16 protein-coding genes and 1 tRNA gene are annotated in these 22,407 nt (G+C 48.3%); 3 read left to right on the forward strand and 14 right to left on the reverse strand.

Annotation, left to right across the window (positions count from 1 at the left end):
- Positions 1-15 precede the first annotated feature (15 nt).
- Complete coding sequence (locus LKI20_RS06630; RefSeq protein WP_291771873.1) at positions 16-1,074, reverse strand: hypothetical protein; 1,059 nt, start codon at positions 1,072-1,074, stop codon at positions 16-18.
- Positions 1,075-1,125: 51 nt separating this feature from the next.
- Between LKI20_RS06630 and LKI20_RS06635 the strand changes: the two genes are divergently transcribed.
- Entirely contained in the window at positions 1,126-1,677 is a 552-nt protein-coding gene (locus LKI20_RS06635; protein ID WP_291773421.1) for a 5-methylcytosine restriction system specificity protein McrC, read from the forward strand.
- Positions 1,678-1,795: 118 nt separating this feature from the next.
- Here the strand turns inward: LKI20_RS06635 and LKI20_RS06640 are convergent, their stop codons facing one another.
- The 5 genes from LKI20_RS06640 to LKI20_RS06660 all read right to left on the reverse strand — a co-directional run bounded on the left by LKI20_RS06640 (position 1,796) and on the right by LKI20_RS06660 (position 8,709).
- Complete coding sequence (locus LKI20_RS06640; protein ID WP_291771876.1) at positions 1,796-2,818, reverse strand: hypothetical protein; 1,023 nt, start codon at positions 2,816-2,818, stop codon at positions 1,796-1,798.
- Positions 2,819-3,505: 687 nt separating this feature from the next.
- The gene (locus LKI20_RS06645; RefSeq protein ID WP_291771879.1) at positions 3,506-5,278 is read right to left on the reverse strand and encodes a DUF6273 domain-containing protein; all 1,773 of its coding nucleotides are present in this window, start codon (positions 5,276-5,278) and stop codon (positions 3,506-3,508) included.
- 507 nt (positions 5,279-5,785) lie between these two features.
- A complete protein-coding gene (locus LKI20_RS06650) occupies positions 5,786-6,457 on the reverse strand; it encodes a DUF805 domain-containing protein (RefSeq protein ID WP_291771882.1) in 672 nt (223 codons plus the stop codon).
- 320 nt (positions 6,458-6,777) lie between these two features.
- Positions 6,778-8,040: a hypothetical protein gene (locus tag LKI20_RS06655; protein ID WP_291771885.1), complete on the reverse strand. Its 1,263-nt coding sequence runs from the start codon at positions 8,038-8,040 to the stop codon at positions 6,778-6,780.
- Between the two features lie 39 nt (positions 8,041-8,079).
- Entirely contained in the window at positions 8,080-8,709 is a 630-nt protein-coding gene (locus LKI20_RS06660; RefSeq protein WP_291771888.1) for a response regulator transcription factor, read from the reverse strand.
- Positions 8,710-8,999: 290 nt separating this feature from the next.
- Between LKI20_RS06660 and LKI20_RS06665 the strand changes: the two genes are divergently transcribed.
- Positions 9,000-9,350: an iron chaperone gene (locus tag LKI20_RS06665; RefSeq protein WP_291771891.1), complete on the forward strand. Its 351-nt coding sequence runs from the start codon at positions 9,000-9,002 to the stop codon at positions 9,348-9,350.
- A 101-nt stretch (positions 9,351-9,451) separates the two neighbouring features.
- Here LKI20_RS06665 and glgX read toward each other — a convergent pair whose 3' ends face one another.
- From glgX to LKI20_RS06690, 5 genes are all read right to left on the reverse strand, one after another.
- Positions 9,452-11,587 (reverse strand): glycogen debranching protein GlgX, encoded by a 2,136-nt coding sequence (glgX, locus tag LKI20_RS06670; RefSeq protein ID WP_291771893.1) that lies wholly within the window; start codon positions 11,585-11,587, stop codon positions 9,452-9,454.
- A gap of 121 nt (positions 11,588-11,708) precedes the next feature.
- Complete coding sequence (locus tag LKI20_RS06675) at positions 11,709-12,617, reverse strand: Nif3-like dinuclear metal center hexameric protein (RefSeq protein WP_291771896.1); 909 nt, start codon at positions 12,615-12,617, stop codon at positions 11,709-11,711.
- Positions 12,618-12,632: 15 nt separating this feature from the next.
- Positions 12,633-15,548, reverse strand: coding sequence for a DNA polymerase I (polA, locus tag LKI20_RS06680; RefSeq protein WP_291771900.1), 2,916 nt, complete (start codon positions 15,546-15,548; stop codon positions 12,633-12,635).
- Positions 15,549-15,576: 28 nt separating this feature from the next.
- Positions 15,577-16,191, reverse strand: a complete 615-nt coding sequence (locus LKI20_RS06685; RefSeq protein ID WP_291771903.1) for an ANTAR domain-containing response regulator — start codon at positions 16,189-16,191, stop codon at positions 15,577-15,579.
- A gap of 83 nt (positions 16,192-16,274) precedes the next feature.
- Positions 16,275-16,348 (reverse strand) — tRNA-Leu (locus LKI20_RS06690).
- A gap of 113 nt (positions 16,349-16,461) precedes the next feature.
- On the opposite strand from LKI20_RS06690, the gene LKI20_RS06695 reads away from it, so the two are divergent.
- Complete coding sequence (locus LKI20_RS06695) at positions 16,462-17,061, forward strand: NUDIX domain-containing protein (protein ID WP_291771905.1); 600 nt, start codon at positions 16,462-16,464, stop codon at positions 17,059-17,061.
- Between the two features lie 560 nt (positions 17,062-17,621).
- Here LKI20_RS06695 and pyk read toward each other — a convergent pair.
- The 3 genes from pyk to uvrB form a co-directional block, all read right to left on the reverse strand.
- Positions 17,622-19,064, reverse strand: coding sequence for a pyruvate kinase (gene pyk, locus LKI20_RS06700; RefSeq protein ID WP_291771908.1), 1,443 nt, complete (start codon positions 19,062-19,064; stop codon positions 17,622-17,624).
- A gap of 162 nt (positions 19,065-19,226) precedes the next feature.
- Positions 19,227-20,222 carry a TerC family protein gene (locus LKI20_RS06705; protein ID WP_291771911.1) on the reverse strand — a complete coding sequence of 332 codons (996 nt, stop codon included), beginning with the start codon at positions 20,220-20,222 and terminating at the stop codon, positions 19,227-19,229.
- 63 nt (positions 20,223-20,285) lie between these two features.
- Positions 20,286-22,397 (reverse strand): excinuclease ABC subunit UvrB, encoded by a 2,112-nt coding sequence (uvrB, locus tag LKI20_RS06710; protein ID WP_291771913.1) that lies wholly within the window; start codon positions 22,395-22,397, stop codon positions 20,286-20,288.
- Positions 22,398-22,407: the final 10 nt, after the last annotated feature.

Consider the following 22,407-nt stretch of genomic DNA (forward strand, 5'->3'; position numbering starts at 1 on the left):
CGCACATACATACCGCTATTTAGCGAAGCCGAGCAATCTATCCGCCACCCCCACCGTGAGTGGACGACCTTTGGTCTTGTTCTTCAACAGGTATCCGCCGAATCTCTCTACAAACATCTGCACCCCAAGGGTCGCCGCGAAGGGCTCTGCGCGCTCCATGGAGTCGATAGCACGACAGGACTCCGCTTTAACCTCGCGGAAAAACTTCTTTCTCGTATATAGTCGTTCATTTCTCGGATATGTCATATGTACCGTTCCGGCTGGCATATCCCGCTCGTACGACCAAGCGCCGCCCCCAACGGGAGGTTTATGCATCTGACATAGATAGTGTGCATAAGGTCGGACGCCCCAATCCTTACCATCATGGGAGCAGTCGAAGACCCGAGCGGACGTCATTTTATCGGTGATGGTCGTGCCCGAGCTCAGAAGGATCCAATCCACACTGCCCGCCGCCTCTCGGAGCAGGGAAAGTATTTCCGCAAACATCGGCAGCTCGCCTTGTTCGCACCTACGTACTGCCGTGTGGGGAGCGTTGAGGAACAAGTCCGAAAAATCTGAGCGTGTCTCTATGAACAGCGCCAATCCCCCATATGTTGAATGTTCTTGCGCAGCCAGATCCTCGACCGTATGCCTGTAGGACTCGAGCTTGTTCAGGTGATTATGGAGCGTCTTCTCGAACACCTGGACGAAGTTGTCGAGACCGCAATCGAAATGCACCCTCTGATATTCTCCCAGCAGCGCTGTGAAGCTCTTCAACGCTGAGTCAAACGACCCATCGTCGGCGAACTTGCGTTGCATCTTTGTTATCTCACTCTCCAGCACCTTGTATTGCGACTGGTTGGCGCCGTGTTTTCTATGTCCGCCCGCATCCACTTGAAAGTGCTCGATGCCGATCAGACGATGCCTGTTCTGTGCGGAGCGAACCACGAAATCAGGATGCTCATTCTCCCCGTCGACCATCTCGCCAAAAGGAATAGCATGACTCGCTGTGTTGTGCTCAGCCAGCTCAAGAGCCCTGGCATAACGGGACTGCTCCCTGTTCTTTTTTTCGTCATTCGAAGAATTATCAGACATGAGGCAAGCATAACGCCATAGTCTTTACGACCATGCCCCTCAACACCGGGCATCTGCTCTACTACCTCAGGGTGTGAGAAAGCAACATTCGCAGACGCAGAGCCACATGCAGATCAGGAACCGGCAAGATGCCGAAACGAATGGGCGAACGGGGCATTCCTGTTTCAGCTGCAGTACCTTTACGAGAATTACGTGGAATCAAAGCTTCGCGAAACAATGGAGGGGTACACCATCCAAACCCAAGGATGCGGGAACCGAGGTATGTATCTTTTGGACCAGTCCAAGACGCTGAAGCTCAAACCGGATTTTCATCTGACTGCCGGTGGTAACACGATCATCATCGACACCAAATGGAAGACGCCGCATGCAAGGAGCGAAGGCAAGCCGGACCGCAACGACCTTTACCAGCTATTTGCATATAGCATCAAATTCCACGCAAAGAAAGTCGTTCTGTTGTACCCCAAGCAATCCAACAAGGACCCACAGCCGAAAACATACACATCAACCTGCCCCGAAGTCACGATTATCGTCTGTTTTATAGACTTATTGAATGCCGAGCAGTCCTTTAGTAAGCTTGCCTGTTTGCTCAACAAATCTCCATGACAGAAGATTACTTGTCCCTTAGTGCCCCAACGATCTTGCGGTGCGTGGTGAACTGAGTCAAGGACAACAGCAAGGCCCTTCACATGCGTGAAGGGTCTTGCGAAATGCCAAACATCAATCAGCTAGAACCGCCATCGACAGTTTTTGATTCAAAGCACTGCCCCATACTGAGATAGAATCCCGATGGGCATGAAGTTGTAGCGCCGCTACCCGAGTTCCCACCGCCGTTCCCACTGCCCGAACCCCCACCACCATTGCTTCCGCCGCTGTTGCCGCCCGCTCCGGAACCTTTGCTGCCGGACGATCCGCCGCTCGAAGTCGTCTTTTTGCTGCTTGTCCCGCTTGACGTCCCACTGCTCTTTTTCGTGTTCGTTGCATTCGCGGCCGCCTGTGCCGCCGCCTCGGCATCTGCCTTTTCCTTCGCTGCTTTCGCGTCGCCGACGGCCTGCACTTTGCCCGCCACGTTTCCAGCTTGGTCGCCCAGCGCCTTGATGTCCTTCGAGTCCTTGGTCTTGATGGCGTTGTCCAACGCCTCCCGGAGCTGCTCGCGCACCGTGTTGTCCTGCACTTTGCCGTCCGAGTCGGCCAAGGTCTGCTCGCCGTTGGCTATGGCGTCGGTCAATGTCTTCTGCGCGTCAGCGACCTCCTTAGCCGTCTTCGACTCGGTGACCTTGGCGGCACTGTCGGTGATGGCCTTGATGCTCGTATCTACAGTCTTGGTCTGCTCGGCCAGCTTCGCCGTTTTGGCATCGAGGGTCTCGGTGTCGCCGTCCGCAGGGCAAGCTACAGGCTTGGGTGCCTCTGTTGCCACTGCCTTGGACAGCGCCTCCACGGTGGCTCCGTCGGCCACTTGTTCGGCGGTGATCGTCACCGTCTCGGCAACGTCCGTCTTCGCCTTGTCGAGGTCCGTGAGAGCGGCTGTGAACTGTTTCAGTTCCTTCTCGCAAGATGCGAGGGATTCCTGCCTGTGTTGTTCGTCGAGGTGTCGCTTGTAGGCGAGCCCGCCGGAGATGCCACCGGTGAGGAGCAGCACGAGGGCGCTGACCAGTGCGATGATTTTGACGCGCCTGCGGCTGTTCTGCACTTCGGGTGTCTCGTCACCGGTCTGGTCAAGGACTTGGGTCTGGTCGAGGTCGGTCACTTGGGGGCTCCTTATTATGGACGTGCTGTTAATTATTGTAATCGGACGCGAGGAAGGCTGTTGTTGACATAGCTGCTCGTTGTCACTGTGAGCTCTCTTCGCGTTCTATACCTCTGTTATGCGTCCGTAACAGGGAGATACAATATATATGCACCATCCTGCACACCCCCGAAATCGGGTACAAATCGGGTACATGACTATGCAAAGGTACGCATTTCAGCGCAACTCAACGCTATGCTAGAATCACCGATAAACGTTGAAAACAAGCGGAAACGAGGACTCACGCATGACTACGCGACACAGCGCAAACAGCCCTCTGATATGCAGGATGTCGCAGGTTCAAATCCTGTCGGCCCGACCATTGGTCTTAATATGGGTTTTCATAATTCATGCGTGCGTTCGCACAAGCTTAACCATCACATCTCAATATGATCTTACAAAATCACCTGTTAGATGCCTAGCAATAGGAATCCCTGTGCTCGTGTGCATAGTTTTCTACTGAGTACTGTAACTGTGCATATCAGCACGCATGGAAGCTGAATACAGGTGCTTCACGTGCTCTATTGCACAGTTTGCGTTCCCCCTCACGGAGCACGAAGCATAACTGTGCATATCAGCACGCGAAACCGCGCAATCAGAGTGCTTCACGTGCTGTTTTGCACAGTTTCAACCGTGCTCTGCTACTACTTACGATTGATCTTCTACTGCTACCTGGAAGGTGAGTTGTCCGTAATAGTTACCAGACTTCGCACTCTCTGGCACTACACCACCAATAAACCTCGCCTGCAAGGTCGCACTCACCGGAGTATCAGAAGAACCAGCAGCCACCAAAAGCCCGCCAGACTGGGAATCCAACAACGAAGCCTGCTGATTCACCCGCAACTCATAGGCCAACGAACGACCACCAGAACTCAACAACAACGGGCTACCACTAATATCCTTCAACCGCACCACCACACGCTCATCCGACTCCACCAGAGCAGTATTCACCTGCAGGTTCGCGTTATCACCAACCCACTCGGATACATCACCAGCCCGATTACCATCCAACACGAACCCAGCAGGCAACGTCACCACCACACCACCACTAATCTGACCCGTCACCACCACACTATGATCCCCAGCACCCACCTGATTAAGACCATGAGAATTCACACGCACCGTCCGTATCACCGGCTTAGTTGCCTTATTCGACCAACCAGTCGTGGCACTACCATCCTCCTGACCCCACACATACAAGGAATAATCCCTATCCACATCCAAATCCCCCAACACCATATTCCCGCCAGAAGTGTTACCAGACGCCACCACAGTGCCATCTGTAGCCTGAGGATCCACCAACTTCCAACCCAACCGGTCACCCGCCAGATCAGACGAACCCTCAAGATCCAACACCCACTCACCACCCACATCAGCAACATCAACCACCACACCAGTCGGTGCACCTTGAGTCTCATCAACAAACGTCAGCTGTACATCACCCACACCAGCCTGCGACTGATCACCACTATCAGCAGACAACACCAAACCATCCAAACCCAAACGAAAAGCAGGACGCAAACCAAAATAGGTGTTGTTCGCATTCTGGTTACTCACAGCACCGTCCTTGTTCAAAACGGAAACAGACGAAATTGATCTGTTCCAATAAGCAGTACGTAACCACGAGCCTAAAGTACTACTCCCGTTGCAAGCCCCACCAGAGCACCGGCGCTTCAGTTTATCAGCAGATTTTGTACCATTTTCTGCGTTGAAGTACTCAGCCATATCACCTGTCGACAGAGGGAAGACACGATAAACACCTTTAGAGTTCTCTTCTTCATTCCCGTAGCTCATATTGCAACCGCTTTCATTGACGCACACCGCATTTAATGACGTAGCATCGCCAAAATTGTCACGCTCTATCGGCGCATAATACGTATCAGAGTCTAAAGCCTTTGATGCTTTCGCCACGTTTGACTCATACCCAGAACCAGCGTCAAACGCATTCATGTTGGTATCAGCAAACTTGAAATAACCTGTAACCATGTCTTCGGCCCACAACAACACCTGCCCGGCACCTACCGAAGTTGTTAACGAATTAGCATACGTAGTCGAAAGACTGAGGGGATTACGAATCTTCGGCTCGTTTACGCCTTTACCGAGTAACAGATATTTACCATTGTTTTGCGCGGTGTAGCCAGGGGCACTAGGATCAGTCAACCCACCTGACTTGCCGAAGAGTACTTTACGAGCATTCGCCTCACTCGTAATACTCCTCATCGGCATCTCACCATCCGCCAACGCACTGAAATACCCATCAGCACCATACCGAGGAGTAAACCCATCAGCAGCCACCGCACGCTCAACCGGAGACACCACCCCAGCCAACACCACCAACCCAGTAACCACCACAAGCACCACCGACAACAACCACACACGAATCGCACCCAAACGACCCTCACCCACAAATAACCTACCCATAAGAGAACCACCCCGCCAAAGCGAAAACAGCACCCCCCCCCCCGCGACCGGTCACAAACACCACTAAGCAGCATGAGATACCAACACACACCAGACCACACCACGACAGAGAAACACCAAACGAACAATATGCACAACATCATACACTATGTAGGTTTTTACTGATTTAGCTAAACTTTGCTTGCGCGAGCATGATCACAAAACGTGAACTCATCACACTAACGAAGTTGCAATATCCCTTATTTCAGGCAAATTCCTAATAGTGCACTATCCTGCGCAGTAAGAATCGAAGACATCTCGGGTACATAATCTCGCAACGGTACGCCTTCAAGGCAAGCAGCCCAAACTCATGTAAATATCGCTACCACAACGAGATGCAAACCTTTACGCTTCTCATACTCATATTTGTGCTGTTCGATAGCCATTAATACATCAACCAGCCCAAAACGATGTCAAAGTGAGCTGCCACTCCCCAAGCACAATTACAATACTTAAGCCCAACTAAGCTCAAAGAACCAGCTTCGCTACACTATCTAAATCTTTGGGCACATTTAGCGAGGGTCCTGAAACCTTGGCATTTGGCAACGATGATCGACTTTGCCTCAGCATTAATACCACATACGCGCTCAGAGATGCTATGGTCAGCAGCCCAACCCACCCAATAATAGGTAAGTTCGTCCCAATAAACACATTACCAAAGCTTGGAAATGCCGCTGGGGTGTAGATAACCTCAACTCCTTGTAGTGCAAACACTGCTCCGAGGAGTAGAGAGCTCAAACTTCCGACATATGGCAGTATGCACCAGATACGTCGAAGTCCACTGTCATTTAAGCGTCTTGCCCCTATGGCAAGCGTTGGTACAAAGGTTATTACAGTCCATAGCAAGCCACACCACGCCATGATGGATGACTGGCTTAATGAGAGGAGGAACACTACCACGGAATTGGTAAACATCCACCACCAAAACTCACTTCGGGTTGCCTTGCCAGAGAATACGGTAAACCTCTTGAAGAACAGCAGCGTCGCCTCGCCCCATCGCGCAGCATGACGTGGTTTACACACATACAATGTTGTTGGACATTGCATACTTCTCTTCTTCTGATTCCGCATAATCCCCCGATTTGCTGAACCTTCCCGTTCTCTGACAGACCACCCGACCAGTAGTGTTACTCCTGGCATCAGAGGGAGAAATTGCTTTACTCCTCAACCCGAGCACAGCAATCCGCGAATGCGCCATCCCAGTGGCACACTCCCTCAAGCCTGAGTGTAATTAAGGAATATCGCTTTTGATGTAGTCAAATTCTCAGCTTCTGTACCACAAAAAGCTGAATTTTACTAAAGAAAATAATTCGAGTCACCTGTATGCACCGAGATTCTGTTGATACACGCATACAGATAGTTGCGATCACGCACATCAGCAACGTAGTGCTCGTGATTCTCAAACAAACACTACAACTACGGCTGCGGCTGCAGTCACGCTTACAGACTCACACTGTGAGTTACTGTTCATCATCACTCAAGATATTGTCATCGTTCGCAACGCGGATTGCAATGGTCCATTCACCATCCTCAGTGTTTGTTTGAATATCGCCTCCAAGACTTTCCACCGTTCTTGTGATAAGCCTAAGACCAACCCCGTTTGACTCTTGTGAACCAGCTGTTTGCTCATTGCAAAGATTTGAGGCGAGAATGCCAAAACCTCGACTGCCTAAACCTACGCGAAACAAGTATTCGCCAGGTTTGCCATGTCTTGCAATATTATTACTTAACTCATCTAACAATCTCGATACCGCAGTGATTTGCCGATGCGTAAGCTGATCACGATTACCGGTAATGTCAATATGTCCAGAAAATCCAAGTGCCGCTAGACGCTTTTGAGCTTTGCACGCTTGTTTGGTTAAATCATAGCCTGCGCTCTTGAAGCTAGGCTTGGCCGCAACATCTTCTTCGCCCTCATCTATTGAATCGGTAGATCCATCCAGCACCTGTACGTGACTGTCCTCATGAAGGATTGTCGAATTCGTGGCATCCTGACTGACATCAACATAGCCCACATGTTCATGATGCTGTTCAAAACTTTTCCGTGCAGGCTCAATTACATTAGTTCTCAGGTGATGAAGCACTTCGCTCACCATCACTTCAACCTCAACAATTTCAGCTTTCTCATCATCCTTGATTGTTGGATCGCTGAGCCATAAACGACACCGCTGCACAATGTGCGTTAAATCACCTGCGACCTGATCATGTATGACATGGAGATTTTCCAATCTCTCATCTTGAAACAAGATTCGTTGCTGACTTAATTCGTGTTCTTTCTGAACTTGCAAGGCATCAGCTTGCTTTCGAATGGCAAACCCAACAAGAGCAGACACCAAGTAGCTTCCCGATAGGCCAACGGTTCCCGGTGAAATACCACTATCAAAAATGACTGCAGACAACATAGAAGCTACAACGTTGAGCGCAACGCATGAGGATGACACCCATAGACGTTCTCTTCGCGCTAATACACCAATAGCGAACCATGTGCCCCAAAAGGCTGTTGGCCCTTCTACCGTAACGGGAACTAGAGATACACCAGCACTGAGTACAGCCATCAGCACACAGCAGATTGTGGGTTTCGCAGGAAGACAGATAAGCAACAATGAGTAGAGAACAATAAATATCACTCCTGCTAATGACAGCCCAGGTGTTACCACAAGTTCCACCACCATGAACAGCAGGCAGCACAACGAGCCAAAAATATCAGAAACGGCAAACTTCAAACCATTCCTGACGACGTGGCTATGATGAACTTCAAACACTCAAATCAACCCATCTCGAATACAAATAGCTATGGCTTCAGTCCTGCTGTGCGCATTAAGTTTCGCATATCCTCTTTTCATGTGCACTTTCACTGTTGCTGGGCTCATACCTAATCTAACGGCGATAGAATCAAGCGTTCTACCTTGAGAAAACAATCGAAAAATCTCACACTCTGTGTCGTTTAGAGTGAGGATTGTGCCAGGACCAGGCCAATACATCGCCGAACTAACTTTGGTGACTCGTCCTAATGTTCTGACGATATCTGTAACACTGTCATCTTTGTTCAGTAAGGCACTAATACCATATCGTTGCAGGTCCTCCGCGCGTTCACCCGTTGACAGTGCTGTAATCCCCACAACATAGACTTGTGGATGGTCTTGGGTCAGTTTTCGCGCAAAATCGATGCCCATCATGCTCGGCATCGACATATCGGTCAAGACCACTTGCGGTAAACCACATTCAAGACCACAAAGGTTTAAGGCATTCTCCGGATGGGTTGTAGTCCATAACACCCGCAACGGTGCTTTGCTGCGACGAAAAAGAATCTCGAGGTAATCAACTGCATAGGGATCATTGTCCACAATTCCTACTCGCAACGGGTTCTCGGAGTGCTCTGATTCACCATCCACTAATGACCACTCCTCTCTCGACAAACCGAGATGTATTCAATTCACAACGATTAAAAAACTTTTCTGAATTAAGTTTTCCTTGATACAAGGACACTCCTCCGATAAGAAATATCTACAGAGAATTTGTTACACAGGAATTGTCATCTTTCTGCTTATCTTCTTAAGAACAGTCAATGTTTGGATAGTCGTAGTTGAGTAGTCTCTGCTGCGCTCGAAATAGCACGGTGTGTACCTCTGGGAAGCACGCTGCTGCTTATATGATGGAACAACTGGAGACATCAGGAGACATCATGTATAAGCCCACATCAATAGATGAATATATTGAAGCTCAACGACTAGATGCACAACCACGTTTGAAGCTCATCAGAAAGACTTTCGCTGCCGCACTACCACTAGCAACAGAGAAAATCACTTGGAACATGCCCACGTTTTGGCAAGTTCACAACATCATTCATTTTGCCGCATGGAAACACCACATTGGCATTTATCCTGGAGATCAGGCAATCATACACTTTTCGCAGCGCTTACAAGAGTTCCCAACAAGTAAGGGAAGCTTTAGCATTCCAGACGAGGCAGAGCTTCCTCTTCCCCTGCTCTCAGATATTGCTCACTGGTGTTTAGAAACATATAACCATCAGTGAGCAATAGATACCTTGTCTCTGGCTTGAGTCGCGCTAATGCCAGATATCAAACTCGAATCAGCAACCACTATCAATCCGAATCCACCTAAGTCTGATAAGTTTTAGCGTGAAAATTCAGGCTTACTCGAGCTCATAAGCATGATGAAGCTGCGGGGCTGCGCTGTGATTGTAAATCCGGCCTCATATACCAATTCAGGACCATTGGGATTAAAGGTATCTACAACCAATTGCCACTTATTCCCATAGCTTTCACCAGGTAGAGTAAACACAATCGGCTCATAGAATGCATTGAACAGACAGATGAAATTATTATCGACCATGGTGGAGCCGAACCAATCCTTTTCAGGAATATCAGCGCCATTTACAAAAACCATCACTGAGAATGCATGGGTGTTATTCCAATCATTACGATCCATGATTGATCCAGTGTGATCAAACCATTCCACTTGCGGAATAGAGTCTGAAGTATCCCCTGCTTCACGTCCTGTAAAGAAACGTCTGCGGTGCAGCACTGGATGTTCCAGTCGCAAATGTATTAGCTTAGTTGAGAATTCAAGCATCTCGCGTTGGTCGTCTGCGAAATCCCAATTCGTCCACGAGATTTCATTGTCTTGACAGTAGGCATTGTTATTACCGTTTTGGGTACGCCCGACTTCATCACCACCGCAAATCATCGGTATGCCTTGACTGAACATCAATGTAGACAGGAAATTCCTGCATTGTCTGGCACGTAACTCATTAATATCTCGAATTGAGGTTGGCCCCTCAACACCACAATTCCATGAACGGTTAGTATTCTCACCGTCACGATTGCCCTCAAGATTAGCTTCATTGTGTTTGTCGTTATAACTCACCAAATCCCGCAAGGTGAATCCATCATGAGCTGTAACAAAATTCACTGAAGCTACTGGTCTACGACCATCATCCTGATACAAATCGGAACTACCCATAAGTCGGCTGGCAAATTCCGGCAGAGTTGAGGGCTGAGAACGCCAGAAATCCCTGACGCAATCCCTGTATCGTCCGTTCCATTCGCTCCAAGAAGACGGGAACCCTCCGACTTGATAGCCGCCAGAACCTAAATCCCATGGTTCTGCAATCAGCTTTACACGAGAAATCACTGGGTCTTGCTCCACAATGTCAAAGAAGGCAGATAATTTATCAACTTCCTGGAACTGCCGCGCCAAAGTAGCTGCCAAATCGAATCTAAAGCCGTCCACATGCATTTCCGTTACCCAGTAACGCAGTGAATCAGTAATAAGTTGAAGAGCGTGTGGTGACCGCATTAACAGTGAATTTCCGGTACCTGTGGTGTCAAAATAGTGTGCTTCATCACCGTCTACTAAACGGTAATACGACTTATTGTCGATGCCCTTAAAACTTAAGGTCGGTCCAAGGTCATTCCCCTCAGCAGTGTGGTTGTATACCACGTCCATGATGACTTCGATACCGGCTCTATGGAATGACTTCACCATCGATTTGAACTCATTGACCTGCTCCCCGCGCGCACCAGAACTCGAATATGCATTGTGTGGGGCGAAGAATCCGATGGTGTTGTAACCCCAATAATTCGTCAAACCCTTCTCTTGAAGGAATACGTCATTAACGAATTGGTGTGCGGGCATGAGCTCGATAGCAGTAATGCCCAACTTTTTTAGGTATTCAATAACTGTGGGATACGCCAAGCCTGCATATGTTCCTCTAATCTCAGGTGGAACTGATTCATTGAGACTGGTCATCCCTCTGACGTGAGCTTCATAAATCACAGAATCGTGATACGGGATATACGGGTGTTGATCATTACCCCAGTCAAAATACGGGTTGACCACTGCAGATTTCATGGTGTGTGCTGCTGAGTCGAGAGTGTTAATCGAATCAGCACCATGATCGTCGTCAAACCAGTAAGAAAAAAGGCTTTCATCGCCGTCGATATTGCCTTCTATGGCTTTGGCATAAGGGTCTAACAACAGCTTGCTGGGGTTGCAACGCTGTCCGTGTGCAGGATTGTATGGGCCGTGAACACGAAATCCATAGCGTTGTCCTGGTTGGATTCCTGGTAGGTAGTTATGCCAGATGAATGAGTTTTGCTCACTCATCTCAATGCGTGTCTCGTTATCATCATCATCGAACAGACAGAGCTCAACCTTTTGTGCTGCCTGTGAAAACACCGCAAAATTGACACCAGCACCGTCATAGCTGGCACCAAGCGGATACATCGAACCTGGTCTAATTTGCATAGTTCCAGTATCTCATTATTCCGTTCCAACTCGTTGCACTTGTCACAAGGTACTTCGTGACCAATCGCACATCGGATGACGTATCGATGGCGCATACACTGGTAACACCGCGAAATGTGTATCAGTGAGTAGCTGTTGTTGCTAAATGCAGAGTCCAGGGATCAGTATTAAGTGTGGAAACCGTAAGCTCGGGGCGAATCTTAAAAAGTTCTTCTAGGCGATTTGCAATATCAATCGCTGCAGTCTTGAACCACAAACTCTCAATAGCTGAGTGCGGTGTATTGATTAACGCTGGGCAAGAACTATTCCCTTTACCGAGACATACACCAGCTTCGCGCATGTGTGACTCGTATTGGGCCTGCTGCCTCGCATCCGTAGCCGGATGGTGTCTCAGATCACTGGTGATGTACACATCAGCTCCACTGTCACGCACCTGTGCAAATAGCGAATCTCCCGATCCTGGCAGCACTGCAACAGTTTTCACTGTCGTATTGAGATCACCGCTAATTTGTATGCCCATCTGTGTTGCTGGGAGAGTTTGTGCCACACGAGAGGCCAAATCATACAAACTCATGTCTTGCGATAACACTCCCACCCTGCCCAAACCAACCAGATGTGCAGACTCATCATCCGAGATAGGTACTAAAGGCCTGAGTTGTTCAAGACCGAAAGCTACAGCAGCACTGTCAGCCACACCTCGATATGCGGCATCAGCATTCGTGTGACCAACCCATAATGCACAATGATTTTCAATCAGTTTGCGAACAATTTCTCCGCGGAATCCCAGACCAGAAACTTCATGAACAGCTCGGAAGAATAGTGGATGATGCGTAATAAGGAGGTCAGCATGTGCTGCAATTGCCTCATCTACAACCTCCATAGTTGGATCTACCGCGCAATGAATGGTGCGAACAGGAGATTCCAAATTGCCCACAATAAGCCCTGGAGCATCCCACTGCTCTGCGTATCGTAATGGATACAGCTCTTCGAGTGCGGTAACCACCTGTGCCAAACGTGGAGCATTAATCATTGTTACGTATGCCTTTCAGTGTGCGGCAAGCTGCCAATCTTCACCTAGACCAGTGGAAACATCAAGAGGGACTGCCAGTGAAACAGCATGTTCCATGGCATCTTTAACTAGCTGTGTAGCCTGCTCTTGCTCACCGTCGGCAATCTCGACCACCAATTCGTCGTGAATCTGCAAAATTATGCGGCTATGCAAACCCGCCTGATGTAAATCTTGATCGGCTTTAATCATCGCTAACTTCATGATGTCAGCGGCAGAACCTTGTATCGGAGCATTCAGCGCTCCACGTTCGGCAGCATCTCTTGCTTGTCGATTAGTGGAAGTCAGCCCTGGAAAATACCTACGACGCCCATATATGGTCTCGGTATAACCTTTGCTACGAGCGGTTTGCACCAATGATTCCAAATACTCACGGACTTTGCCAAAGGTTGCAAAATATTGCTCTTTAAGCACATCTGCTGCAGCAGGACTGATGTGTAACTGTTGTGCGAGCCCATATGTGCTCAAGCCATAAGCTAACCCGTAGCTCATGGCTTTCACATGAGATCGTTGATCGCTAGTGATGTCAGCAACATCTTCCTGGTAGACCAGACTCGCCACATATTTATGGAAGTCGGTTCCTGATCGGAAAGCGTCAATCAGCGCTTCGTCTCCAGATAAATCAGCCATAATGCGAAGTTCGACCTGCGAATAGTCAGAACTCAGTAGTGACACATATCCATCCCCTGGCACGAATGCAGAGCGAATTTCTCTACCTTGAGCATTACGGTTCGGTATGTTTTGCAAATTAGGATCAACTGAGCTCAGGCGCCCTGTAGCTGCCACAGTTTGCTCGAATGTGGTGTGAATACGTCCATCTTTAGGGTTGACGGAATCCAACAGTGTTTGCACTATCTGCTTGAGTTTGTTGGTTTCACGATGACGTAACAAAGCCCCAAGGAAGGTGTTAGCGCGTTCATTGTCGGCAGATTTTAGATACATATTTTGTAAAGCGGCAGCATTCGTTGTGTACGAACCACTTTTTGTTTTGCGTGAGTGCTTGAGACCCATATCTTCAAACAACACCTGTTGCAATTGTTTAGGACTTTGCAGATTAACTCTGGTTCCCGCTTTATCCCATGCTAATTCTTGAGCTTGCCGAGCATCTGTGGCAAATTCATCACGCATCTCAATCAAACGAAGAGTATTAACAGCGGCACCTGTTGATTCCATACTCCCTAGAGTGGTTGAAACAGGCATTTCGATACTTCGCAATAATCGCCATTGCTCTCGCTCAGCAATGGTAGGAGCAAGAAAACGACTCAGCTGATTCACTAGCACCAGCTCGCGAAGCACATGACGTTCATTCGTCAGCCGTTCTTGGTCCGCAACCTCATTGTCCTCACCGTCGAATGCAAAGGCACCCTGCGGGTCGGCTTTTTGCGTTTCTTCGACGCTGGCGAGATCTAAGAAGTGTTGCGCTGCATGCAACAATGAGTCCGGATGGAAATCAGGATGAATCAAATATCCAGCAAGTTTAGTGTCAAATAACGGTTCACCCAGCTCAATATTGATTGATGACAAGATATGATGCTGCTCTTTATACCCATGCACCACAACGGTATCGGTGTGCAAACGAAGGACTTCTGCGAAGGCATCTAATACGTCTTGCTGATGCTTCAAATCTGCTGCGTTTAGTAACACCGCATGACCATCTTCGGCAAGGAGAGCTACCGAAGTGCAGCCTGCGCGCCCTGGTCTGGCATCACCATTTGCTAATAATGACCATGAGTGTTGAATCGATTCCAAAAGTCTTGCGCTAGTACTCGAATCAGTGCTTTCTAGAAGAGTGTCGGTTTCCCCTTGTGAGTCTTCACTACTCTCACGGGCTACCACCTTAACGCCATTCGACGTTGGTGAAGTTGTGATGTCACGCTGCGGCACATGTGCCTGTGCCCATTGACGTAAGGCTTCGCCAGTATCTACTGTGTCAAGGGTGACATCGAGTTCTTGTTGCTCGGGTTTACTCTCTGGTATGTCCGTTGAGTCGATAACACAGTGGAAAGCTTTGAGCACTCGATTGCGAGTACGCTCGCCAAACTCGAGTTGGGAGAACACTGTGTAAGCACCTTTGGTATCGACTTTGCCAAAAGTGAGATCTTCAACACTGACACCTAAATCAAGGTCTCTCACCAAAGCATTAACTTTTCGGTTCAAACGAACCTGATCGATATTGTCCCGAAGTGCTTCACCCTTTTTGCCGCCTATATCATCGGCATGCTCAATAATTGCTTCTAAACCGCCAAATTGGTTGATCCACTTTGCAGCGAATCCATCACCAACCCCGGGAACTCCAGGAATATTATCCGCAGTTTCTCCTCGCATTGCGGCAAGATCTGGATACTGGGACGGTGTGACATGATATTTCTCGAGAATTGCTTCGGGAGTCATGTGCTTAAGTTCTTTGAAATGATGCCCAGGATATAAAACCGTAATGTGGTCATCTACTAATTGGAAAGCATCGCGATCGCCCGAAAGCACTAATGTGCGGTAACCCGCATCTGCACCCATCGTCGCTAGGGTACCGATAATATCGTCGCCTTCATACCCAGGCTTTTCGATATAGGTCACACCAAGAGACTTGAGCAAATCTTGAATGAGCGGTAGTTGGCTCAACAGTTCTTCTGGAGCCGCTTCTCTAGTTCCCTTGTATTGAGGGAGCATGGTGTTACGGAAGGTTCCACCTTTAACATCAAATGCCACAGCAAGATGTGTGGGATGTTCGGACTCAATAACTTGGGCCAGCATAGTAGCAAAACCCCAAACAGCATTGGTGTTTTGCCCTGAAGACGTGGTGAAACTCTCGGTAGGCAGGGCAAAGAATGCTCTAAATGCTAGAGAATGACCGTCAACCACCAGGAGCGTGTTGTCATCTTGCTGTGCTTGTGATGTCATCCCCTGGAGCCTCCTCTATGAACTGTGTTTAGTCTTCGCCATCCACTTGAGCGATAACTGCATCTGCAACCTCTTGCATTGTCAGTCTTCTGTCCATTGAAGTCTTCTGAATCCAGCGGAAGGCTTCGGACTCACTGAGTCCCATGTTTTCCATGAGCAAGCCTTTGGCACGATCTACACGCTTACGCGCTTCGAAACGGGCTTTCATATCAGTAACTTCAACACGCAGGGTATTGATTTGATCAAAACGAGAAATTGCAACTTCAAGTGCAGGAAGCAGCTTTTCAGGCACGAATGGTTTAACCACATAGGCCATGGCGCCAGCATCTGCTGCTTTTTCAACGAGATTGCGCTGGGAGAACGCTGTGAGCATAACCACCGGAGCGATGTTGTCTTTTCCGATTTCAGTTGCAGCAGAAATACCATCACGACCAGGCATTTTGACGTCCATGACAACTACGTCTGGTTTGAGTTCTTTAGTAAGATCAACTGCTTCTTGTCCGCTGGCAGCTTGGCCAACGACATCGTAACCAGCGTCTTTGAGTGCTTCAACAATGTCCAAGCGGATAAGGGCTTCATCTTCGGCCACAACGACTGTGCGTCCTTCTGAAATTTCTTCAATCCCCGCGCTATCTGCGACCATAGCCATCCTCATTTCGTAACTTCCCATCCGAGTTCAGCTTCCATGCTTCCCCGGGACGCATATATCGGACAGATCTTGGACAGTGCCCCTGGTGAGACTCGAACTCACACTGCACGGATTTTGAGGCCGTTTCCTCTACCAATTGGGATACAGGGGCTTTTGGTACCTCATGGGAATTTACCACATTCTCAAGACTGCGCAACCTGACCGGTATGTGGGACCTACAATACAAGTGTATAAAAGCTAGTTCAAAGCCGAAAAGGAGACATCATGGGAAATGTGACATACCGTCATTTCGATCCTTGGCGCCCATCACCCGTGAGGGAAGAATCCCGCAATCAGATTGTGGAAAGTCACTACTTCAACGTGGACCGGGTAGCTTTCGAATCCGCACAAGTAGGCCATTTTGAGCGCTACATCCTGCATGAGAATAACGGCGACACGGTTGCTGTACTCGCCATGACCGATGACCACAAAATTCCTTTTGTGGAGCAATACCGCATTCCCACACATCGCTGGACTCTAGAAATTCCTGCTGGACACGCCACAAATCCTAGCGAACGACCTTTGGACGTCGCGATTCGCAAACTTCGGCAAGAAGCAGGTTTTGAGGCTGAGCACTATACGCAATTCGGTCGTTTTATCAACACGCCGAGTTTTTCGACGCAACACACCTCAATGTTCCTAGCGACTAATCTCACAGCAACTGATCGCAGTTCGATTGGACCAGAGTCTCCTAGGTCGAATGTGAGGCTGTACGACGTGGAGGAAGCCTATAAAATGGTGCTTAACGGTGTCATAGTCGATGCTAAATCCGTCATTGCGGTTCTTCGTGCGCACTGCGGGCTTGAGGACGTACAGCAACAGTAATCGCCGTTCTACTGTCGACGTTGTCATGTGACTGACTTCTTCTCGCACAATAGCCAACACGATGTGAACCATTATCCGGGCGCGTCATGTTGGCTTTTTCGTATTTGTAGTGTGTAATCGGCGTTGAGTTCCGTTTGTGTAGGGATTTTTCCGATAATCAGGATTATCGGAAAAAACACCTTGGCGGTATTCCGCCATTTATAGATATTTTTTTTCTCTTTATACTTCGCCATCCCTACACAAGCGAACATCCCTAACCAATTAGGTGACTTAAAGCCCGAATATGTGCCATATAGACACGTTTCTGGGCACTTCTGTGAGCTGACACACAAGAAAACTATCCAGAGTATGAGTGTTACCAGTCCAACGCGCTAGGACACCTTCTAAACACTGTTTTGAATCCAACTGCATTCAACAGGAATGTTGAATGCACAAAGTCTCCAGAAATGAGTAAGTCCCATGCGGCGTATATGCCGCATGGGACTTACTCATAACTCTTAAAGGAGTCAGTAATCAGTACCTAGGCGACGACTTACGCGGCCTAGCATTGATGTACTACTTCACTCAGCAGAACCAACAATGTGAACATAGATGGAATCGGTACGTCCTGGTTCATGCTCACCCTGTGCACTACTCAGCAATACGATTCTGTCTCCGTCTGCAACTACGCCAGCCTTCTTCAAGGTGTTGTCTGCAACGGCCATGAGCTCATTACGAGTCAGATCATGATAATCGGAATCCAGCAGGAAGGACTCAGTGCCCCAGCTCAGCGCCAGCCAACGATAAGTATGCGCATTGGTGGTCAAACCATAGATAGGAGCAGCAGGACGCTCACGGGAGATACGGTGAACAGTGTTTCCTGTCTGTGTAAAGGCAACAATTGCCTTTGCATTGAGCTTCTCCGCCAAATCGACAGCAGCAGAAGAGACAGCGCCAGCATTCGACATATCGAGATTCTTCAGCTCTGGAATACGATCGAAACCGTGATCCGTTGCATATCCCGAGATGCGAGCCATTGTAGAGACGGTCTCAGTTGGGTAATCGCCAACAGCAGTCTCGTTGGAGGTCATTGTTGCATCTGCACCGTCAAGCACAGCATTTGCACAGTCAGAAGCCTCTGCGCGGCTTGGAACTGGTGAATGAACCATTGAACCGAGAACTTCAGTGGCCACGATAACAGGCTTTGCATACTGACGAGCAAGTTCGATGCAACGCTTGGTAACAAGTGGCACCTCTTCGAATGGCATTTCTACAGCCATATCGCCACGTGCGACCATGATACCGTCGAAAGCCTTGACAATCTCTTCCAAGTTCTCGACTGCTTGTGGCTTTTCAATCTTGGCAACGATCGGGATGCGACGACCCTCTTCATCCATGATTTCGTGTGCGCGATCGATATCGGTCGCAAAGCGCACGAAGGACATAGCGATGATGTCAGCACCGGTTTGAATGGCCCAGCGCAAATCAGCTTGATCTTTTTCAGTCAATGCAGGAAGGCTCACAGCAACACCTGGAAGGTTGATGCCCTTGTGTGAAGACACAGGACCTGCAACGACTACCTTGGTGTGAACATTAGTACCCTCAACACTGGTGACCTCAAGACGAACCTTGCCATCGTCGATAAGAATTGGATCCCCAGGATGGCAATCCCCTGGTAGACCTTTGAATGTGGTGGAGGTGATGTTTTCGTCGCCTTCAACATCATCTGTAGTGATAGTGAATTCTTGACCGGCCTTAAGAATGACCTTGTCTTCACCTTCAGCGTTCTTCTTGAACCAACCGCAACGAATCTTTGGTCCTTGCAAATCAACAAGTGCCGCAACATTACGACCTGTGGTCTTGCTAGCTTCGCGTAGGTTGCTGTACACCTTGAGATGATCTTCAGGAGTTCCGTGTGAGCGATTAAGTCTCGCTACATCCATACCAGCTTCAACGAGCTTGGTAAGATTTTCCAACGATTCTGTGGCTGGTCCGATGGTGTCTACAATCTTGGCTTTGCGCATGAATGCCTGCCTATTTCCTTATTGATAGTTGGGGGGTTAGAGAACAACCCCTTGTCTTCCAGTTCAGAGTCTACTAGCAATCTTCGACGGAACGCGATGAAAAGGCAGTTTTTATGTGAACGCTCACAATGTTCAGGAAGCTAGTATTTGCAAGGTGTTTCACTACTTTGAGGATTCAGCAGCTTGTTGTTCAAGTTCTTTCATTTTGAGAACACTTGCTATCGAGGCCGTACCTATCGACACCACAATAACCACGAGAGAAAGCCACGTTGGTATTTCGGGTACAGCGTGAATCGGTTGCCCACCATTGAGGAACGGAAGAGAATTACTGTGCAAAGCTTCCATAATGAGTTTGACACCAATAAAGGCGAGAACCACAGACAGGCCAATAGGCAAATACACTAACTTATCTAGCAGCGCACCCAAAAGAAAATACAGCTGCTGAAGACCAAGCAAGGCAAAAATATTTGCAGTAAAAACAATGAAAGGGTCTTTGGTAAGACCAAAGATAGCGGGTATTGAGTCGAAGGCGAACATAACATCGGTGGTACCAATTGCTAAAAACACAATCAGCATTGGTGTGAAGTATTTGACACCATTAATTGTGGTGCGTAAATGTTTACCGTCGTATTTATCGGATACCCTCATCACTTTGCGCAATACTCTAATCACGCCATTTTCGTGGTATTCCTCTTCATCATCACCACCGGAGATCAATTTGAACGCGGTAAACAGCAGAAATGCGCCAAAAATGAAGAAGACCCAAGTAAATCTCACGATTAGCGCGGAACCTGCAAGGATGAACAATCCTCTCAGCAATAACGCAATAGTTATACCAATGCTCAGCACAAATTTTTGATACTTTTTCGGCACGGCAAAATTCGACATGATGATAACGAAAACGAAAAGATTATCAATACTTAGAGAGTACTCAGTAAGCCAACCAGAGTAGAACTCGATTGCTGGACGTGCACCAGCAACCCACCATAGCAAGCCACCAAAAATCAGAGCCATAACAACGAAGAAGATGATGTGTTGCACACACTCTTTTGTTGAGGGAACATGCGGTCTGCGACCGATGACAAATAAATCGACAACAAAGAAAGCAGCAAGGACAACAAAAGTGCAAATCATAAACGCCAGAGGGGTTTCAGCCATAATCCATCACTATACGTGACGCGGATGACCACCTTTGGATGAGTATTGAACAATCTACCAATACTATGACTGAGTATTAATCATCTGACGGAGCTCTTTCTTCAAGTCGCGTATCTCATCACGTAAGCGACCAGCCAATTCGAATTGCAACTGTTCTGCAGCGGTGTGCATCTGCTCACTGAGCTGACGTATAAGATCCGACAAATCTTGAGCAGGTAATCCTGCCTGCAAGATTTCATGATGTCTCTTCTGCGCCTCTTCCTTATCCAATGTTGGAATTCCAAGGTGAGAATTTCCTGCTTTATTAGCGTTGCGATACCCTCCCTCGAGCAAGGTCTTGGTATCTACATCTTCGCTGGCAAGCATATCGCTGACATCACTAATCTTCTTAATAAGCGGCTGTGGATCGATACCATGTTCGGTGTTATACGCAATCTGACGTTCACGGCGACGGTTCGTCTCATCAATCGCCTTATTCATAGCATCTGTGCGCTTATCTGCATACATCAATACTGTGCCAGACACATTTCTCGCAGCACGTCCTACCGTCTGAATGAGTGAACGATACGATCTGAGGAATCCTTCCTTATCTGCATCTAGAATCGCCACCAAGGAAACTTCTGGAAGATCAAGACCCTCTCTCAAGAGGTTGATACCCACAATGACATCGATAGTTCCTTGACGTAATTCACGCAATAATTCCACACGTCTCAACGTATCAACATCTGAGTGAAGATACTCCACCTTTATGTCGCGTTCTAGCAAATAATCAGTGAGATCTTCAGCCATCTTCTTAGTCAAAGTCGTCACCAACACTCGCTCTTGTTTGGCAATGCGATCTTTTATTTCCGCTAAAAGATCGTCTATCTGACCTTTTGTTGGGCGAACTTCGATACGTGGATCAACTAAGCCGGTCGGTCGAATAATCTGCTCAACTACCCCATCAGACAACCCCATTTCGTAATTACCTGGTGTTGCTGACAGATATACAGTTTGCCCAACTCTGTCGAGGAACTCTGGCCACTTCAACGGTCTGTTGTCCATCGCGCTAGGCAGCCGGAATCCATGTTCCACAAGGGTTCTCTTCCTGCTGGCGTCACCTTCGAACATCGCGCCAATTTGTGGAACGGTAACGTGCGATTCATCAATCACTAGCAAAAAATCATCAGGGAAGAAGTCGAGAAGGGTATGCGGTGGTGTACCTGGGGCACGTTCATCAAAATGACGCGAATAATTTTCCACACCTGAACAGACACCAATCTGCGTTAACATCTCTAGATCGTAGGTAGTACGCATCGTTAACCGTTGAGCCTCGAGCTCTTTGCCCTGCTTACGCAATTGAGCAACGCGCTCATCAAGTTCACTTTTAATCGTTTTCAGTGCACGTTCCATACGTTCTGGGCCTGCTACGTAGTGCGTCGCAGGGAATATATGCACTTCGCTTTCATGCCCGATTTCGTCACCAGTTAATGGATGAAGAGTTGAAATTCGTTCGATTTCATCGCCAAAAAACTCTATGCGAATAGCGAGTTCCTCGTAGACAGGGATAATTTCGACGGTATCTCCACGGACTCTGAAAGTGCCACGAGTGAATGCTATGTCATTGCGCTTGTATTGCATTTGTACAAAGGTTCGCAGCAAATTATCTCGGTTGAGTTCTTGCCCTTCTTTAAGGAATAACATCCTTCCCGCATACTCTTCTGGAGTACCCAGTCCATATATACAGGACACTGTAGCGACGACTACACAATCTCTTCTGGTCAGCAGATTCGCGGTAGCAGCATGTCTCAGTCTTTCCACATCATCATTGATGTTGGAGTCTTTCTCGATGTAGGTATCGGTCTGCGGTATATATGCCTCGGGTTGGTAGTAATCGTAATATGACACAAAATAACTCACGGCATTATCCGGCATAAGCTCACGAAACTCGGCACATAACTGCGCAGCAAGAGTTTTGTTTGGCTCAATAATCAGCGTGGGCCGCTGTAACTTCTCAATCATCCAAGCTGTTGTGGCTGTTTTACCAGTTCCGGTCGCTCCCATGAGCACTACGTCATTTTCACCGTTCTCTATACGCTCGGTAAGCTGCTGGATAGCAGCAGGCTGATCACCTGAGGGCTGATACGGAGATTTCACTACGAAAGGTGCGTTCGTCCGTTCAATCTCAAATCCCATAACATGACCT

This window comes from Bifidobacterium sp., from assembly GCF_022647885.1.
In the GTDB taxonomy this organism is placed as follows: Bacteria; Actinomycetota; Actinomycetes; order Actinomycetales; family Bifidobacteriaceae; genus Bombiscardovia.

Bases quoted from the DNA above. Each gene is read 5' to 3' on its own strand.
- LKI20_RS06675 (WP_291771896.1), bottom strand. From the start codon at position 12,617: ATGATTAATGCTCCACGTTTGGCACAGGTGGTTACCGCACTCGAAGAG.
- LKI20_RS06665 (WP_291771891.1), top strand. From the start codon at position 9,000: ATGTATAAGCCCACATCAATAGATGAATATATTGAAGCTCAACGACTA.
- LKI20_RS06685 (WP_291771903.1), bottom strand. From the start codon at position 16,191: ATGGTCGCAGATAGCGCGGGGATTGAAGAAATTTCAGAAGGACGCACA.
- uvrB (WP_291771913.1), bottom strand. From the start codon at position 22,397: ATGGGATTTGAGATTGAACGGACGAACGCACCTTTCGTAGTGAAATCT.
- pyk (WP_291771908.1), bottom strand. From the start codon at position 19,064: ATGCGCAAAGCCAAGATTGTAGACACCATCGGACCAGCCACAGAATCG.
- LKI20_RS06630 (WP_291771873.1), bottom strand. From the start codon at position 1,074: ATGTCTGATAATTCTTCGAATGACGAAAAAAAGAACAGGGAGCAGTCC.
- LKI20_RS06705 (WP_291771911.1), bottom strand. From the start codon at position 20,222: ATGGCTGAAACCCCTCTGGCGTTTATGATTTGCACTTTTGTTGTCCTT.
- glgX (WP_291771893.1), bottom strand. From the start codon at position 11,587: ATGCAAATTAGACCAGGTTCGATGTATCCGCTTGGTGCCAGCTATGAC.
- LKI20_RS06645 (WP_291771879.1), bottom strand. From the start codon at position 5,278: ATGGGTAGGTTATTTGTGGGTGAGGGTCGTTTGGGTGCGATTCGTGTG.
- polA (WP_291771900.1), bottom strand. From the start codon at position 15,548: ATGACATCACAAGCACAGCAAGATGACAACACGCTCCTGGTGGTTGAC.
- LKI20_RS06650 (WP_291771882.1), bottom strand. From the start codon at position 6,457: ATGCCAGGAGTAACACTACTGGTCGGGTGGTCTGTCAGAGAACGGGAA.
- LKI20_RS06695 (WP_291771905.1), top strand. From the start codon at position 16,462: ATGGGAAATGTGACATACCGTCATTTCGATCCTTGGCGCCCATCACCC.